General features: G+C 66.8%; 14 protein-coding genes. 11 read left to right on the top strand and 3 right to left on the bottom strand.

Annotated features, from left to right (window positions below):
• Positions 1 to 302 precede the first annotated feature (302 nt).
• From upp to mnmH, 10 genes are all read left to right on the top strand, one after another.
• Positions 303 to 953: a uracil phosphoribosyltransferase gene (upp, locus tag BMY06_RS20105; protein WP_065064494.1), complete on the top strand. Its 651-nt coding sequence runs from the start codon at positions 303 to 305 to the stop codon at positions 951 to 953.
• Positions 954 to 1,671: 718 nt separating this feature from the next.
• Entirely contained in the window at positions 1,672 to 2,400 is a 729-nt protein-coding gene (locus BMY06_RS20100; protein WP_065064492.1) for a YebC/PmpR family DNA-binding transcriptional regulator, read from the top strand.
• Between the two features lie 108 nt (positions 2,401 to 2,508).
• Positions 2,509 to 3,783, top strand: a complete 1,275-nt coding sequence (gene purD / locus BMY06_RS20095) for a phosphoribosylamine--glycine ligase (RefSeq protein WP_074984786.1) — start codon at positions 2,509 to 2,511, stop codon at positions 3,781 to 3,783.
• Between the two features lie 267 nt (positions 3,784 to 4,050).
• Positions 4,051 to 4,998, top strand: a complete 948-nt coding sequence (hemF, locus tag BMY06_RS20090; RefSeq protein ID WP_074984784.1) for an oxygen-dependent coproporphyrinogen oxidase — start codon at positions 4,051 to 4,053, stop codon at positions 4,996 to 4,998.
• A 4-nt stretch (positions 4,999 to 5,002) separates the two neighbouring features.
• Complete coding sequence (locus BMY06_RS20085; protein WP_074984782.1) at positions 5,003 to 5,731, top strand: nicotinate-nucleotide adenylyltransferase; 729 nt, start codon at positions 5,003 to 5,005, stop codon at positions 5,729 to 5,731.
• A gap of 2 nt (positions 5,732 to 5,733) precedes the next feature.
• Complete coding sequence (rsfS, locus tag BMY06_RS20080) at positions 5,734 to 6,198, top strand: ribosome silencing factor (RefSeq protein ID WP_074984781.1); 465 nt, start codon at positions 5,734 to 5,736, stop codon at positions 6,196 to 6,198.
• 37 nt (positions 6,199 to 6,235) lie between these two features.
• A complete protein-coding gene (gene rlmH / locus BMY06_RS20075; RefSeq protein ID WP_065064482.1) occupies positions 6,236 to 6,706 on the top strand; it encodes a 23S rRNA (pseudouridine(1915)-N(3))-methyltransferase RlmH in 471 nt (156 codons plus the stop codon).
• A gap of 225 nt (positions 6,707 to 6,931) precedes the next feature.
• Positions 6,932 to 7,555, top strand: a complete 624-nt coding sequence (locus BMY06_RS20070) for a Maf family protein (RefSeq protein ID WP_065064634.1) — start codon at positions 6,932 to 6,934, stop codon at positions 7,553 to 7,555.
• 9 nt (positions 7,556 to 7,564) lie between these two features.
• Positions 7,565 to 9,034 carry a ribonuclease G gene (gene rng / locus BMY06_RS20065; protein ID WP_065064480.1) on the top strand — a complete coding sequence of 490 codons (1,470 nt, stop codon included), beginning with the start codon at positions 7,565 to 7,567 and terminating at the stop codon, positions 9,032 to 9,034.
• A 43-nt stretch (positions 9,035 to 9,077) separates the two neighbouring features.
• Positions 9,078 to 10,154 (top strand): tRNA 2-selenouridine(34) synthase MnmH, encoded by a 1,077-nt coding sequence (mnmH, locus tag BMY06_RS20060; protein WP_074984779.1) that lies wholly within the window; start codon positions 9,078 to 9,080, stop codon positions 10,152 to 10,154.
• A gap of 231 nt (positions 10,155 to 10,385) precedes the next feature.
• Here mnmH and BMY06_RS20055 read toward each other — a convergent pair whose 3' ends face one another.
• Positions 10,386 to 10,691, bottom strand: coding sequence for a DUF4148 domain-containing protein (locus BMY06_RS20055; protein WP_065064476.1), 306 nt, complete (start codon positions 10,689 to 10,691; stop codon positions 10,386 to 10,388).
• Between the two features lie 205 nt (positions 10,692 to 10,896).
• On the bottom strand, positions 10,897 to 11,958 hold the full coding sequence (locus BMY06_RS20050; protein ID WP_074984777.1) for a glycosyltransferase family 4 protein: 1,062 nt from the start codon (positions 11,956 to 11,958) through the stop codon (positions 10,897 to 10,899).
• 238 nt (positions 11,959 to 12,196) lie between these two features.
• On the opposite strand from BMY06_RS20050, the gene BMY06_RS20045 reads away from it, so the two are divergent.
• Complete coding sequence (locus BMY06_RS20045; protein ID WP_074984776.1) at positions 12,197 to 13,471, top strand: O-antigen ligase family protein; 1,275 nt, start codon at positions 12,197 to 12,199, stop codon at positions 13,469 to 13,471.
• 222 nt (positions 13,472 to 13,693) lie between these two features.
• Here BMY06_RS20045 and msbA read toward each other — a convergent pair whose 3' ends face one another.
• On the bottom strand, positions 13,694 to 15,487 hold the full coding sequence (gene msbA, locus BMY06_RS20040; RefSeq protein WP_074984774.1) for a lipid A export permease/ATP-binding protein MsbA: 1,794 nt from the start codon (positions 15,485 to 15,487) through the stop codon (positions 13,694 to 13,696).
• Positions 15,488 to 15,762: the final 275 nt, after the last annotated feature.

Below are 15,762 nucleotides of genomic sequence, written 5' to 3'. Positions count from 1 at the left end.
TGCCTGCGTGAACCTGCATGAACGAAGCGTGACGGCGGCGTGGCGATCCGGCGATCCGGCGATCCGGCGGTCCGGCACCCACGTCCGCGTCCGATTTTTGCGATTCTAGAAGAATCGCGCCGCACGCGTGGGACGCCGCTGCCGATCCTGGTCGATCCACACGCCAATCCGCACGCCGATCCCACGCCACGGCCGCGTCGTTCGCCCGCCGTTCCCGTATACTTGAGTCCGTCACGCGGACCGGCCGTTTTCAGGCCCCGTCCAGCGCCCCCGATATCTCTAGCAGCCTTGTGCGCCCCGTCATGAAACAGGACAGCCGTTTTCCAAATCTCTTCATCCTCAATCACCCGCTGATCCAGCACAAGCTCACCCACATGCGCGACAAGGACACGTCCACGCGCACGTTCCGCGAGCTGCTGCGCGAGATCACGCTGCTGATGGGCTATGAAATCACGCGCGACCTGCCGGTCGCGTCGCGCCGCGTGCAGACGCCGCTCGTCGAAGTCGACGCCCCGGTGATCGCCGGCAAGAAGCTCGCGATCGTGCCGGTGCTGCGCGCGGGCGTGGGCATGTCCGACGGCCTGCTCGAACTGGTGCCGTCGGCGCGCGTGGGCCATATCGGCGTCTATCGCGCCGACGACCACCGTCCGGTCGAATACCTCGTGCGCCTGCCGGATCTGGAAGACCGCACCTTCATCCTCTGCGATCCGATGGTCGCCACGGGCTACTCGGCCGCGCACGCCATCGACGTGCTCAAGCGCCGCGGCGTGCCCGGCGATCGCATTCTGTTCCTCGCGCTGGTGGCCGCGCCCGAGGGCGTCGAGGTGTTCCAGAAGGCGCACCCGGACGTGAAGCTCTACGTGGCCTCGCTCGATTCGCACCTCGACAGCCACGCGTACATCATTCCGGGTCTCGGCGACGCCGGCGACCGCCTGTTCGGCACCAAGAACTAAGACAGGCGGGCGTCGTGGGACGTGGGCGCGCGTTTGTGCCCACGCCCGCGCCGGCTCCGCACGGACTGTCTGCCGCTTGTCGCGCTTGTCGCGCTTGTCGCGCCTGGCTTTGCGCAGCGTATTGCGCCACAGCCAGCGTTCGCGGCCCCTGCTCGCGCCCCGTTTACGGCGCCCCGCCGCGCCTGAGCGCTTCGCCACACGAATCGTCCGGCCACGCGCGGACAACCCCGCCGCCGTCCGGCCCGAACCCGCACGCCGCGCGCAATCGCAGCGACGGGGCGAAGCCGACGGGTCCCGGCGTGATAAAATTCAGATCCACCTGACGGCCGCTGTGGTCCGAAGCACGGCCGGTCCCGCGCGCGGCGCAACCCGCCCGGAACCGATGCAAGGCCGATGCGCCCGGGCGCGCGCACCGGAAACCGGTCCCGCTCGCGTGCGCCGTACACGCCGGACGCCTCGAATGCGTTGAACCATTCGCGTGCGCCGGGCGTTTCGGCCGCATGCAGCGACCGGCAACGATCGGGAAGGATCGGCGCCTGAGCGGCAGCCACCCAGGGCGGACAAGACACTCAAGGGCACACCGGCCTCGCCGCTCGACAGCGCGCGAGCGCGTCCGGCAATCGTATTGAGCACGGTATTGAGCACTGCGGCATCGACACTGCAGCAACGACAACTGCACTAGCACCATGCACGCGCGGAGCGTGCGACGGAGAAAGGTATGGCGGGTCATTCGAAATGGGCCAACATCAAACACAAGAAAGCTGCGGCTGACGCCAAGCGCGGCAAGGTCTGGACGCGGCTCATCAAGGAAATCCAGGTGGCGGCGCGCATGGGCGGGGGTGAAATCGACTCGAACCCGCGTCTGCGTCTGGCCGTCGACAAGGCCTATGACGCCAACATGCCCAAGGACAACATCAACCGCGCGATCCAGCGCGGCGTGGGCGGCGTCGATGGCGCGAACTACGAAGAAATCCGCTACGAAGGCTACGGCATCGGCGGCGCGGCGGTCATCGTCGACACCATGACCGACAACCGCACCCGCACGGTCGCGGAAGTGCGCCACGCGTTCTCGAAGTTCGGCGGCAACATGGGCACGGACGGCTCGGTGTCGTTCATGTTCGATCACATCGGCCAGTTCGTGTTCGCGCCGGGCACGCCCGAAGACAAGCTGATGGACGCCGCGCTCGAAGCGGGCGCCGACGACGTCGTGACGAACGAAGACGGCAGCATCGAAGTGGTCTGCCCGCCGAACGACTTCCAGAAGGTCAAGGACGCGCTGGAAGCCGCGGGCTTCAAGGCCGAAGTGGCCGAAGTCACGATGAAGCCGCAGACCGAAGTCGAGTTCACCGGCGACGACGCCGTGAAGATGCAGAAGCTGCTCGACGCGCTCGAAAACCTGGACGACGTCCAGGAGGTGTACACCAACGCGTCGATCGCCGACGAATAACGGCATCGGCGCGGGCGCGGGCAGCCCCGCGCCCGCACGCGCATTCCACGGCTGGCGCAGGTCGCGCCGGCCGCAACTGTTTCTGGTTCTGGTCTTTCGGGGATTTACATGAAGTTACTCGTCGTCGGTTCTGGCGGCCGCGAACATGCGCTGGCGTGGAAACTCGCCCAGTCGCCGCGCGTGCAGCTCGTCTACGTCGCACCGGGCAACGGCGGCACCGCGCAGGACGAGCGGCTCGCCAATGTCGACATCGCGGACATCAACGAGCTTGCCGATTTCGCCGAGCGCGAACAGGTGGCGCTCACCGTGGTCGGCCCGGAAGCACCGCTCGCCGCGGGCATCGTCAACGTGTTCCGCGCGCGCGGTCTGAAGGTCTTCGGCCCGAGCAAGGAAGCTGCGCAGCTCGAAAGCTCGAAGGACTTCGCCAAGGCGTTCATGAAGCGCCACAACATCCCGACCGCTGCCTACGAGACCTTCGCCGACGCGACGGCCGCGCACGCCTACGTCGATCAGCAGGGCGCGCCCATCGTCATCAAGGCCGACGGCCTCGCCGCGGGCAAGGGCGTGGTCGTGGCGATGTCGCTGGAAGAAGCGCATCAGGCGATCGATTCGATGCTCGCCGACAACAAGCTCGGCGACGCCGGCGCGCGCGTCGTGATCGAGGAATTCCTCGCGGGCGAGGAAGCGAGCTTCATCGTCATGGTCGACGGCAAGCACGTGCTGGCGCTGGCGTCGAGCCAGGACCACAAGCGTCTGCAGGACGGCGACCAGGGCCCGAACACGGGCGGCATGGGCGCCTACTCGCCCGCGCCCATCGTCACGCCGCAGCTGCACGCGCGCGTGATGCGCGAAATCATCCTGCCGACCGTGGCGGGCATGGAGAAGGAAGGCATCCGCTACACGGGCTTCCTGTACGCCGGTCTGATGATCGACGCGCAAGGCAACCCGAAGACGCTCGAATTCAACTGCCGCATGGGCGATCCGGAAACGCAGCCGATCATGGCGCGCCTGAAGGGCGACTTCTCGAAGGTCGTCGAGCATGCCATCGCCGGCACGCTCAACCAGGTCGAGCTGGAATGGGACCGCCGTACCGCGCTGGGCGTGGTGCTGGCCGCGTACAACTACCCGGAAACGCCGCGCAAGGGCGATCGCATCAGCGAAATTCCGGCGGAAACCGACGACTCGGTCACCTTCCACGCTGGCACGCAGCTCGTCGACGGCAAGCTGGTGACGGCGGGCGGCCGGGTGCTGTGCGTGGTCGGCCTCGCCGACTCGGTGCGCAGCGCGCAGAACGTGGCCTACGAAACCGTGAACCGCATCTCGTTCGACGGCATGCAGTATCGCCACGATATCGGCTATCGCGCCGCCGGGCGCAAGCAGTAAGACAGCGGCACGCGGCGCGCGGACCACGGTGTGCGCGCCGCCTGTCGACACAGCATCTCGACGACGGGCGCCATGCGGCGCCCGCGCGTCATCTGGCCCCTTCGTCCGACCGCCTGTCCGCGCAGGCTCGAAGCCAGGCCGATGCGGCGCTACACTGCCGCGTAGTGACACATAGCGGCGTTCGGAACGCCGTCCCGACCTCCGCGCAAACCGGCACAAGCCGGCGCGGCACCGTTCGGCCCGAGGCCGACAACCCCTTCAGCACCGATGAACGAACCGATTCAGACTGGCCAGACCGGCGCCACGCCCGATAGCGCGGCAGTACGCGCCTGGCTCGCGGGCCTGCAGACGCAGATCGCCGACACACTCGGCGCTTTCGACGGCACGCCCTTCGCGACCGACGCCTGGCAACGCGCGCCCGGCGAAAAGCTGCGCGGCGGCGGCTGCACGCGCATCCTCGAAAACGGCCAGTTCTTCGAGCGCGGCGGCATCGGCTTTTCGGACGTGCAGGGCGACGCCCTGCCGCCCTCGGCCACGGCGGCGCGCTCGCAACTCGCCGGACGCGGTTTCGAGGCGATGGGCGTCTCGCTCGTGCTGCATCCGCGCAATCCGTACTGCCCGACCGTGCACATGAACGTGCGCCTGCTGATGGCCACCAAGCCCGGCGAAGCGCCCGTGTTCTGGTTCGGCGGCGGCATGGATCTGACACCGTATTACGGCTTCGAGGAAGACGCGCAGCATTTCCACCGCGTCTGCCGCGACGCGCTCGCGCCCTACGGCGCGGAGCTGTATCCGCGCTTCAAGCAATGGTGCGACGAGTACTTCTTCCTCAAGCATCGCAACGAAGCGCGCGGCGTGGGCGGCATCTTCTTCGACGACTACGCCGAAGGCGGCTTCGAGCAGGCGTTCGCGATGCTCAAGAGCGTCGGCGAAGGCTTCCTGAAGGCGTATGTGCCGATCATCGAAAAACGCCGCGCCCTGCCGTACGGCGAGGCCGAGCGCGACTTCCAGGCGTACCGGCGCGGCCGCTACGTGGAATTCAACCTCGTCTGGGACCGCGGCACGCACTTCGGCCTGCAAAGCGGCGGCCGCACCGAATCGATCCTGATGTCGATGCCGCCGGGCGCAAGCTGGCGCTACGACTGGGAGCCGGAAGCGGGCACGCCGGAAGCGCGCCTCTACACCGACTTCCTGCCCGTGCGCGACTGGATCTGACACCGTGACGCAAGCGTTCATCGCTCCGGCTCACGCGCTCGCACGGCGCGTCGGCCTGCTCGGCGGCACTTTCGACCCGATCCACGAGGGCCATCTGGCGCTCGCGCGGCATTTCGCGCGCGTGCTCGGCCTGACGGAGCTGATCCTGCTGCCGGCCGGTCAGCCGTGGCAGAAGCCCGGCGTGACGCCCGCCGCGCACCGCCTCGCGATGACGCGCGCGGCCGCCGCCACGCTGGCGCTGCCGGGCGTGACGGTCACGGTCGACACCGACGAGATCGAGCACGACGGCCCGACCTACACGGTCGAAACGCTGCGCCGCTGGCGTGCGAAGTCCGACGCGCACGGCCGGCCCAACGCCGACGCCGCGCTCACCATGCTGATGGGCGCGGATCAACTGCTGCATCTGGATTCGTGGCACGAATGGCGCGAGCTGTTCGCGCTCGCGCATCTGGGCGTGGCGAGCCGCCCCGGTTTCGATTTTGCAGCGCTGCCCGCCGCCGTCGCCGCCGAAGCGGCCGCGCGGCGCGCCGATGCAGCCACGCTCGCGAGCACGCCGAACGGCCATCTGCTGATCGACGACACGCTCGCACTCGACGTCTCGGCGACCGAAATCCGGCGCGATATCGCCGCCTGCGTGGCGGCGCGGCAACGCGCCGGCGACATCGCCGAAAAAATTCCCGCGCCAGTGTGGGACTATATTCTTCAACATCATTTGTACAGGCACCACGGGTAAATATGGACATCCGCAAACTTCAACGCACCATCGTCGACGCTCTCGAAGACGTCAAGGCACAGGACATCCGCGTCTTCAACACGAGCCATCTGACCGAGCTGTTCGATCGCGTGGTCGTGGCGAGCGGCACGTCGAACCGTCAGACCAAGGCACTCGCTTCGAGCGTGCGCGAAAAGGTCAAGGAAGCCGGCGGCGACATCGTCAGCACGGAAGGCGAAGAGACCGGCGAATGGGTGCTCGTGGATTGCGGCGACGCGATCGTCCACATCCTGCAACCGGCGCTGCGCCAGTACTACAACCTCGAAGAAATCTGGGGCGACAAGCCGGTGCGTCTGAAGCTCGCGGAAAACACGGGCTTCGTGGGCGCGCGTCCGAGCGAACCGATGGACGACGAGGACGAAGTCGACGCACCGGTCGCCGCGAAGAAGACCGCGCGCAAAACGCCGGCGCGCAAGAGCGCGAAGTAAGCGCGCGCGTCGCATTGCGCACGTCGAGTTACGCACGATGAAACTGCATATCGTCGCCGTTGGCCACAAGATGCCGGACTGGATCGCCGAGGGCTTCGAGGAATACACGAAGCGCATGCCGCCCGAGCTGCGCATCGAGCTGCGCGAAGTGAAGCCCGAGCAGCGCTCGTCGGGCCGCTCCGCCGAAAGCGTGATGGCCGCCGAGCGCACGCGCATCGAGGCGGCGCTGCCGAAGAACGCGCGCCTTGTCGCGCTCGACGAACGCGGCAAGGACTGGACCACGATGCAGCTCGCCCAGGCGCTGCCCGGCTGGCAGCAGGACGGCCGCGACGTGGCCTTCCTGATCGGCGGCGCGGACGGGCTCGATCCGCAGCTCAAGGCGCGCGCCGACACGCTGCTGCGCCTGTCCTCCCTCACCCTGCCGCACGCGATGGTGCGCGTGCTGCTCGCCGAGCAGCTTTACCGCGCGTGGACCATCACGCAGAATCACCCCTATCATCGCGTTTGATATCCGTTTGATATCCATTTGAAGCTGGATTGATGCCGGATTGATGTCCGCTCGAGCGCCCGCCACGATGACCGCCTTCGGCCATCGTCGCAGGCTCGAAGCGGCTTCGAAGCGGCTTCGCTGCAGCCTCAAAGCGGCCGGCGCGTGCCGCCGTGCGCGCATCATGCCGGACGCATCGACGCCGCAACGCCGCTCCCCCCGAACTCCGCCCGTGAAGACGCCCCGATGACCACCACCGCGACTTATCCGTTCGTCTATCTCGCCTCGCAGAGCCCACGCCGCCAGGAGCTACTGCAACAGCTCGGCGTGCGTTTCGAACTCCTGCTGCCGCGTCCCGACGAAGACGCCGAAGCGCTCGAAGCCGTGCTGCCCGGCGAAAGCGCCGCCGTCTACGTCGAGCGCGTGTGCGCCGCGAAAGCCGACGCCGCGCGCGCCCGGCTCGTGGCGGGCGCGCATGCGCACGCGCCGATCCTGACCGCCGACACGACCGTGAGCATCGACGGCCACATCCTCGGCAAGCCGCACGACGCCGCCGAGGCCTTCGCGATGCTCGAACGCCTCGCGGGCCGCGAGCACGAAGTGCTCACCGCCGTGGCCGTGGTGAATGCGGAAGGCGTGTGCCTGCCCGTCGCGGTCTCGCGTTCGCACGTGCGTTTCGCCGCCGCCCTGCCCGCCGCGATCGCCCACTATGTGGCGAGCGGCGAGCCGTTCGGCAAGGCCGGCGCGTACGGCATTCAGGGCCGCGCGGCGGAATTCATCGAGCGAATCGACGGGTCCTATTCGGGTATCATGGGTTTGCCTCTGTTCGAAACGGCCGCTCTCCTGCGCGCCGCGAGCATCGACTTCTAAACAACAATCATGAACGAAGAAATCCTGATCAACATTACGCCACAGGAGACGCGCGTCGCGCTGGTCCAGCAGGGCGCAGTACAGGAGCTTCACGTCGAGCGCACGCTGTCGCGCGGGCGCGTCGGCAATGTGTATCTCGGCAAGGTCGTGCGTGTGCTGCCCGGCATGCAGTCGGCTTTTATCGACATCGGTCTGGAGCGTGCCGCGTTTCTGCACGTCGCCGACATCTGGCATCCGCGCATCGCCGGCGAAACGCATTCGAGCGCGCATCATCAGCCGATCGAAAAGACCGTGTTCGAAGGCCAGACGCTGATGGTGCAGGTCGTGAAGGATCCGATCGGCACCAAGGGCGCGCGCCTGTCCACGCAGGTCAGCATCGCGGGCCGCACGCTCGTCTATCTGCCGCAGGAGCCGCATATCGGCATCTCGCAGAAGATCGAAAGCGAAGCCGAACGCGAAGCCGTGCGCGCGCGCCTCACGGCCGTGCTGCCCGCCGACGAGAAAGGCGGCTACATCGTGCGCACGATCGCCGAAGACGCGACCAGCGAAGAACTGGCCGCCGACGTCGCCTATCTGCGCAAGACCTGGGCGACCATCCTCGCGCAGGGGCAGCGCCTGCCCGCGACGAGCCTGCTCTATCAGGACCTGAACCTCGGCCAGCGCGTGCTGCGCGATTTCGTCAACGACGAGACCACGCGCATCCAGGTGGATTCGCGCGAGACCTTCCAGAAGCTCAGCGAATTCGCCGGCGAGTTCACGCCCGCCGTGCTGCCGAAGCTGCATCACTACACCGGCGAGCGTCCGCTGTTCGACCTCTACAACATCGAGGCCGAAATCCAGCGCGCGCTGTCGCGCCGCGTCGACCTCAAGTCGGGCGGCTACCTCGTGATCGACCAGACCGAGGCGATGACAACGATCGACGTGAACACGGGCGGCTACGTGGGCGCGCGCAACTTCGACGACACGATCTTCAAGACCAATCTCGAAGCGGCGCACACGATCGCGCGGCAATTGCGTCTGCGCAATCTGGGCGGCGTGATCATCATCGACTTCATCGACATGGAGAACCTCGAGCATCGCGATCAGGTGCTCGGCGAACTCAAGAAGGCGCTCGCGCGCGACCGCACGCGCGTGACCGTGAACGGTTTCTCGCAGCTCGGTCTCGTGGAAATGACGCGCAAGCGCACGCGCGAATCGCTCGCGCACGTGCTCTGCGAGCCGTGCCCGACGTGTCTCGGCAAAGGTCAGGTGAAAACCTCGCGCACGGTCTGTTACGACGTGCTGCGCGAAATCCTGCGCGAGTCGCGCCAGTTCAATCCGCGCGAATTCCGCGTGGTGGCGTCGCAGCAGGTGATCGATCTGTTCCTCGAGGAAGAGTCGCAGCATCTCGCGATGCTGATCGATTTCATCGGCAAGCCGGTGTCGTTGCAGGTGGAATCGAATCTGAGTCAGGAACAGTATGACATCGTGCTGATGTAAGCCATCGCCGCACGCAGGTCATCGCATCACCGGAGTACCGCAGTTGAATCACCAGCGCGTCACCCTTGCCCAGCTCGGCGAATTCGAAGAAGTTATCGACGTCCGCACGCCGCTCGAATTCGCCGAGGACCACATGCCGGGCGCGATCAACGCACCCGTGCTCACCAACGAGGAGCGCGTGATCGTCGGCACGCTGTACAGGCAGTCGCCGTTCGACGCCACGCGTCTGGGTGCCGCGCTCGCCGCGCGCAACATCGCGCATCATCTCGACACCACGTTCGCCGAGCGTCCGCGCAACTGGCGCCCGCTCATTTACTGCTGGCGCGGCGGCAAGCGCTCCGCTTCGATGACGGCCATGTTCAACATGATCGGCTGGCGCGCGCGGCAGCTCGAAGGCGGCTACAAGTCGTATCGGCATAGCGTGCTCGAGACGCTCGACGCCCTGCCCGCCCAATTCCGCTACCTCGTGCTCACCGGCCCGACCGGCAGCGGCAAGACGCGTCTGTTGCAGGCGCTAGGCCGTGCCGGCGCGCAGATTCTCGATCTGGAAGCGCTCGCGGCGCATCGCGGTTCGCTGCTCGGCGCGTTGCCCACGCGCACGCAGCCTTCGCAGAAGTGGTTCGACACCACGCTCGCGCAGACGCTGCGCGGCTTCGACGCCGCGCAGCCGGTGTTCGTGGAAGCGGAGAGCCGGCGCATCGGCGCGATCACGCTGCCGCTTTCGCTCGTCGATACGATGCACGGCGCGCCGTGCGTCGTCGTGGACGTGACGCACGCGGAGCGCGTCGCGCTGCTGCTCGAGGAATACGGGCATCTGCTCGACGAGCGCGAGTACTTCAGGGAACAGTTGGTGAGGCTCACGCCGCTGCATGGGCGCGAACGTATCGAATCGTGGTGCAAACTGCTCGACGAGGACAACCGCCTGGCGTTGTCGGAAGCGCTCGTGACCGAACACTACGATCCGGCCTATGCGCGCAGCACGCGCAAGCATTTTCCGACGCTGGCGCGTTCGCCGCGTTTTGCCTTTCATCCGATGTCGGGGAATCCGCTCGACGAGGCGCATTCGTTGCTCGCGCAACTGCGCGGCGAAGACCTCATCGGCGAGATGCCGGGGGGCTAGCCTCGCGGTGATGGCGCCGGCCGCTCCCGGGGAAAAAGCGCCCGGGCACCCATCCGTGCCCGGGCTAAACCATCGGCATGACCGATGGTGGAGGTTGCTTACGATGCCGGCGGCGCCTTCACAGGGCGTGGGCGCCGGACCCGCATCGTCGCGTCAGCTCATGCTGTGCCGCCCTCCTGCGGCGTGACGCGTATTCTGTACTGCCTTACAACGTGTTTCGCTTGCTGGTGCTTAGCGCGAGTACATCGCGTTCCAGTCTTGCTGCGAAACGGTGGCGGCACGCACACCCGATTGCGATGCGTTCGCGACGCCGCCGTAGGCGCTCTGGCCATTCAGCGCGGCGACCTTCGCTTCGGCGGCCTGGATGGCTTGCGGATAGTGAGCCTGATCGCCGTCGCCGACGTGGTAACCGACCTGCTGGAGCTGGGCGAGTTCGGCGCGCACCTGGGCGCGGGTGACGGGGGCTTGCTGCGCAAACGAAGCAACGGGGACGACGAGAGCGGCGGCAACAGCAACGGCTTGAATCAGGGACTTCATGATACGACCTCCAGTTTGGACTAGACGGCCGACGTGCGACGGTATGTGCATGCGACCGATGTACACATCCTAGTCCTGTAGAAGACCAGGGTTAACCCCGTCCCTCTCAGAAGACCGTTCCAGATTCAGGAAATATCGCGGAAAGCCCCGTCACACGGGCGGTTGCGCGACGCGACACGCAGTCGCGCCGCACCCGGACACGCCGCTATCGTGTGGAAACGATGTCCGTTGCGAGGGCGAGAAGCGCGTCCACGTGCGCGGGCACGCTGGCGTCGTAGAGGATGGCGTCGCGCGGGGTCGCATCGAGTCGCGGCGCGCGCGCGGCCACGGCCGACTCGATGATGCGGCGCAGTCCGGCGGCGTCGCCGGGCGCGAAAAGCTGTTTGGCGGACCCGGCGATGGCGTCGGCGCAACCGATGTTCGTCGAGAAGATCACCGGCGTGCCGCACATCACCGACTCGATGCCGACGAGCCCGAACGGCTCGTAGGTCGAGGCGAGGATCGAATAGTCGGCGGCGCGATAGGCGTTTTCGAGATCCTTCACGTAGCCGATGTAGCGCACGCGCGTGCTCGTGCGCTCCGGCGGCCGCCCCGCCACCGCCACCACGACCGGCAGATCGAGCGCCTCGACCACCGACTGGATCAGCGGCAGACCCTTGCGCGTGTGGCTGCTCGACGGAAACAGCAGGACCGTTTCGTTGTCCGCGAAACCGTATTGCTTGCGCAGCGCGGCGCGCGTGGCGGCGTCCACCGGCGAAAACCGCTCGCCGTCGACCGGCGGGCAAAGCACGCGGATCTTGCTGTCGTCGACGCCGTAGAGTTCGCGCAGTTCGTCGCGCATCAGTTCCGAGTGCGCGACGACGACTCGCGATTGCGCATATTGACGGCTCTCCAGCGCGATCTGACGCCGATCGGAGGCGCGCAGCGGCCGCCCGGTCGCACGCAGAAAACCGCGATGCGTGCCGCCGCAAATGGCGATTTCCGACGAATCGACCCGGTTGCAGCCGATCAGCACGTCCACGCGCGCGCGACGGCGCAGCGCGGCGAGCCGCCAGGAGAACCAGGCGTCGCGCAGCTTGCCCGGCAACAAGGACACGTTGATGCGATGCCGCTCGACGAGCGCGCATTCAGGCACCGAGACATCGAACTTGCGCGCGAAGAACGCGGGCCGCATGCCGCGCGCGGCGAGACCGCGCACGAGATCCATCGCATAGCGTTCGAGACCGCCACTGTGCTTGAGCGCGTTGCTGGAAATTCCGACCTTCATGACCCGTCCGACGTGATTTTTTGTGCAATCTGGTGCCGACGATTATATAGCGGGCGCTTCGCGCCCTACCGGAATGCAGGGACTTGCCCCGAACTGCGTAGCCAAAAGTGCCTCCGGTATAATCGACCGGCTTTTTGGGCATCACGTGTCCATCCTTGGGCGTGCCGGGCGCGAGGTCACTCGGGCGCGGCCATAGCGACATAACAATCGACTGCCCGACCGATTTGCGCCGGCCGCCATGAATCAAGATACGACGACATACCCACGCCGCCTGGCTCCAATCGCTTCCCTGCTTCTCGTGCTCGCACCGGCCGTCAATCTGGTCTGGCGCGGCGGAACGGGTTACGGCTTCTTCCTGCTGCTCGCCTTTTCGCTCTACAGCGCCTGGGCCTGGCGGCACGACCGCAGCTACTTCGCCCCGTGGCGTGAATACGGCTGGTACACCGCCGCGATGATCGTGCCGCTTTGCGTCGTCATCGTGCAGCAAGCCCTGTTCGGCTACTGGGCGCCGCACCAGTTCGACCCGCTCTCGCGCTTCGCGCTCGCGCTGCCGCTCTTTTTGCTGCTGTGCCGCCTGCCTTCGCGCTATCTGACGGTGGTCGGCTGGGGCTGCGCGCTCGGCGCGCTCGCCGCCAGCGCATGGATCGTCGTCGACCGTCCCGCGGGTGGCTGGAACGTCGCGGACCGTCTCACGAACTCGTACACGAACGCCATTCCGTTCGGCGATACCGCCCTGCTGCTCGCCTTCCTCGCCGTGTTCACATTCGGCTGGGACACGAAGGCGCGTCCGCTCGCCCTGGTCGTGAAACTCGCGGCGCTCGTCGCGGGCGGCTTCGCCTCCTACTTCTCGGGCACGCGCGGCGGCTGGATCGCGATTCCCGTCTTCGTGCTGCTGCTCGGCTTGCAATACGGCTGGTTCTCGCACTGGAAGCGCGTGCTTATCAGCGTCGTGCTGCTGGCCGCCGCCGCGGGCGTGCTGCTGTCGACGGGCAACATCCGCGAGCGCGTGGCCGCAGCCGGATCGGACGTCACCCTGATGCAGCGCGGCGACAAGGACACCTCGGTCGGCCTGCGCCTGCAGTTGTGGAGCGCGTCGATCACGCTGTTCGAACGCCATCCGTTCTATGGCGTGGGCAAGGGGCATCTGGAACGCGCGCTCGGCGACCTCGCGCAGCATGGCGAGGCGAGCACGCAGATCGTCAACGAACGCGCGCACAGCGACTTCTTCTCGGCCATCGCGGAAATGGGCGCGATGGGCGTGGCGACGCTGCTGCTGTTCTATGTCGGCACCTCGGTGCACTTCTGGCGCGCGCGCCGCTCGGACGACGCCGTGATCCGCACGGCGGCCTGCGGCGGGCTCGCGATTTCGTTCAGCACGATCCTGTTCGGACTGACGATCGACGTGCTGGTGCCCATTCAGGTGACCGTGCTGGTCTCGCTGCTCACCGCCACTTTCCTCGCGATCATCGTGTCGCGCCGGCGCGAACTCGCCGCAGACGCGCCGCGCGTCTGATGCGCTGAACAAGCGCCGGGCGGCCGTGCGCGACTCGCGCGCACGCCTTCGCTCCGTTGCGTGCACAACGGAAAAGCCTTTCCCTTCGGATATCGCTCAAGAAATGAAAACGGGCCGCATTGCGCGGCCCGTTTTGCGTTGTCGGGGCAGTGTGCGCCAAAGGCACGCGACGCCCGCGTGGCTTCAGGCATAGTCCGCGACGATACGCGACGATACGCGACGTTACGCGGCGTGCTGCTGGAACTGGATCTTGTGCAGATGCGCGTACAAACCGCGCTGCTCCAGCAATTGCTGATGCGAACCGCGCTCGACGATACGGCCCGCTTCCATCACGAGGATGCGGTCCGCGCGCTCGATGGTCGACAGACGGTGGGCGATCACGAGCGTCGTGCGGCCCTTCATCAGCGTTTCGAGCGCCGCCTGCACGTGGCGTTCCGATTCCGAATCGAGCGCCGAGGTGGCTTCGTCGAGAATCAGGATCGGCGCGTCCTTGTAGATCGCGCGTGCGATCGCGAGACGCTGACGTTGGCCGCCCGAGAGCTTCATGCCGTTGTCGCCCACGAGCGTGGCCGCGCCTTCGGGTAGCGCGGCAATCGTGTCCCACAGATTGGCGGCGCGCAGCGCGTGCTCGACGCGCTCCGGGTCGGCCGTCTGGCCATACGCGACGTTGTTGGCGACCGTGTCGTTGAACAGCGTGACGTCCTGGCTCACCATCGCGATCTGGCTGCGCAGCGCGTGAATGTCGTACTCCGGCAGCGGCACGCCGTCGACCAGAATCTGGCCGCCGCTCGGATCGAAGAAGCGCGGCAGCAGGTTCACGAGCGTGGTCTTGCCACTGCCCGACGGCCCCGCCAGCGCGATCATCTCGCCCGGCGCGGCGCTGAAATGCACGCTTTCGAGAATCGGACGCCCTTCCGGCCCATACGCAAACGACACATCGCGGAACTCGATCTCGCCGCGCGCGCGTTCGAGCGGCTTGCCGCCGCCTTCCGGTTCCGCCGGCTCGTCGATCAGACCGAAGATCAGCTCGGCCGCCGTCATGCCGCGCTGCAGCGGCTGGTTCACGTCGATCAGATGCTTGAGCGGCGAGATCACGAGCAGCATCGACGTGACGAACGCGACGAAGCCGCCGACCGTGGTCTGGTCGTGCGACGCCTGCACCACGGCGATGGTCACCACGATGGCGAGCGCGATCGACGCGAGGAACTGCGTGAGCGGCTGAGCCAGACCGCCCGACACCGTCATGCGCATCTGGTAGCCGCGCAGACGGCGGCTCATCTCGCCGAAACGGCTCATTTCGTACTGCTCGCCGTTGTGCACCTTGACGACCTTGTACCCGCCCACCGTCTCTTCGACGATGTAGGACAGTTCGTTGGTCAGCAACTGATGCTCGCGGTTCAGGCGGCGCAGGCGGCGGTTGATCTTGCTGACCAGCCAGCCGATGGCGGGCAGCAGCACCGCCACGATCAGCGTCAGGCGCCAGTTGAGAATGAACAGATAGCCGAGCAGGAAGAACACCGTGAGCGAGTCGCGCACGGACGTGACGAGCACGCCCATCAGCACGCTCAGGATCTGGTTGACCTCGAACACGATCGCGTTGATGACCGTGCTGGCCGTCTCGCGCTGGAAGAAGCCGACGCTCGCGTGAATCATCCGCTCGAACATCTTCAGACGCAGTTCCAGCAGGATGCGGTTCGACACGTACTGCAGCAGATAGCCCGACGCGTATTGCGCCAGACCGCGCACCAGCGCGAGCCCGATGATGGCGACCGGCACGATCCACATCGCGCTCGGGCTGCCCTTGGTGCCGAAGCCGTGGTCGAGCAGCGGCTTGAGCAGCGCCGGAATGCCGGCCTCGGTCGCGGCCACCAGCGCCAGCGTGAGGATGGCGGCGATCGAGACCCAGATGAGCGGCTTAAGATAGGGCCACAACCGGCGGCCAACCGATGCCGGATTCGAAGCCGCACCGTTACCGATCGGCTTGCTGAGGGTGGATTGTTTTGGCTTCTCGCTCAAGGAATCCTCTGGAAAGGCGGATGCTGAAAATATGGTCTCGTCTCGCGCCGCGCGCGGGGCTTTTGCCCGGTCGCGACAGCAAGGTACCGCATTGTATACGCTAGGCGCGGCGGCTCGCCTCGCGAGTCGGGCCAGTGTGGCGCGGCGTCCGCAGGGCGCGCACAGGACGTGCCGGCCGCCCGCCCCCTGGCCGTCGGCGGGACATGGACTAGAATACGCACCTCTGCGCGCCGGGCCGCCACCGGCAGGCGCGCCGCATTCGACACATTTCCAGC

The sequence above is a fragment of the Paraburkholderia tropica genome, from assembly GCF_900109265.1.
GTDB lineage: Bacteria > Pseudomonadota > Gammaproteobacteria > Burkholderiales > Burkholderiaceae > Paraburkholderia > Paraburkholderia tropica.
This window is presented reverse-complemented; position numbering and strand designations above follow the sequence as displayed.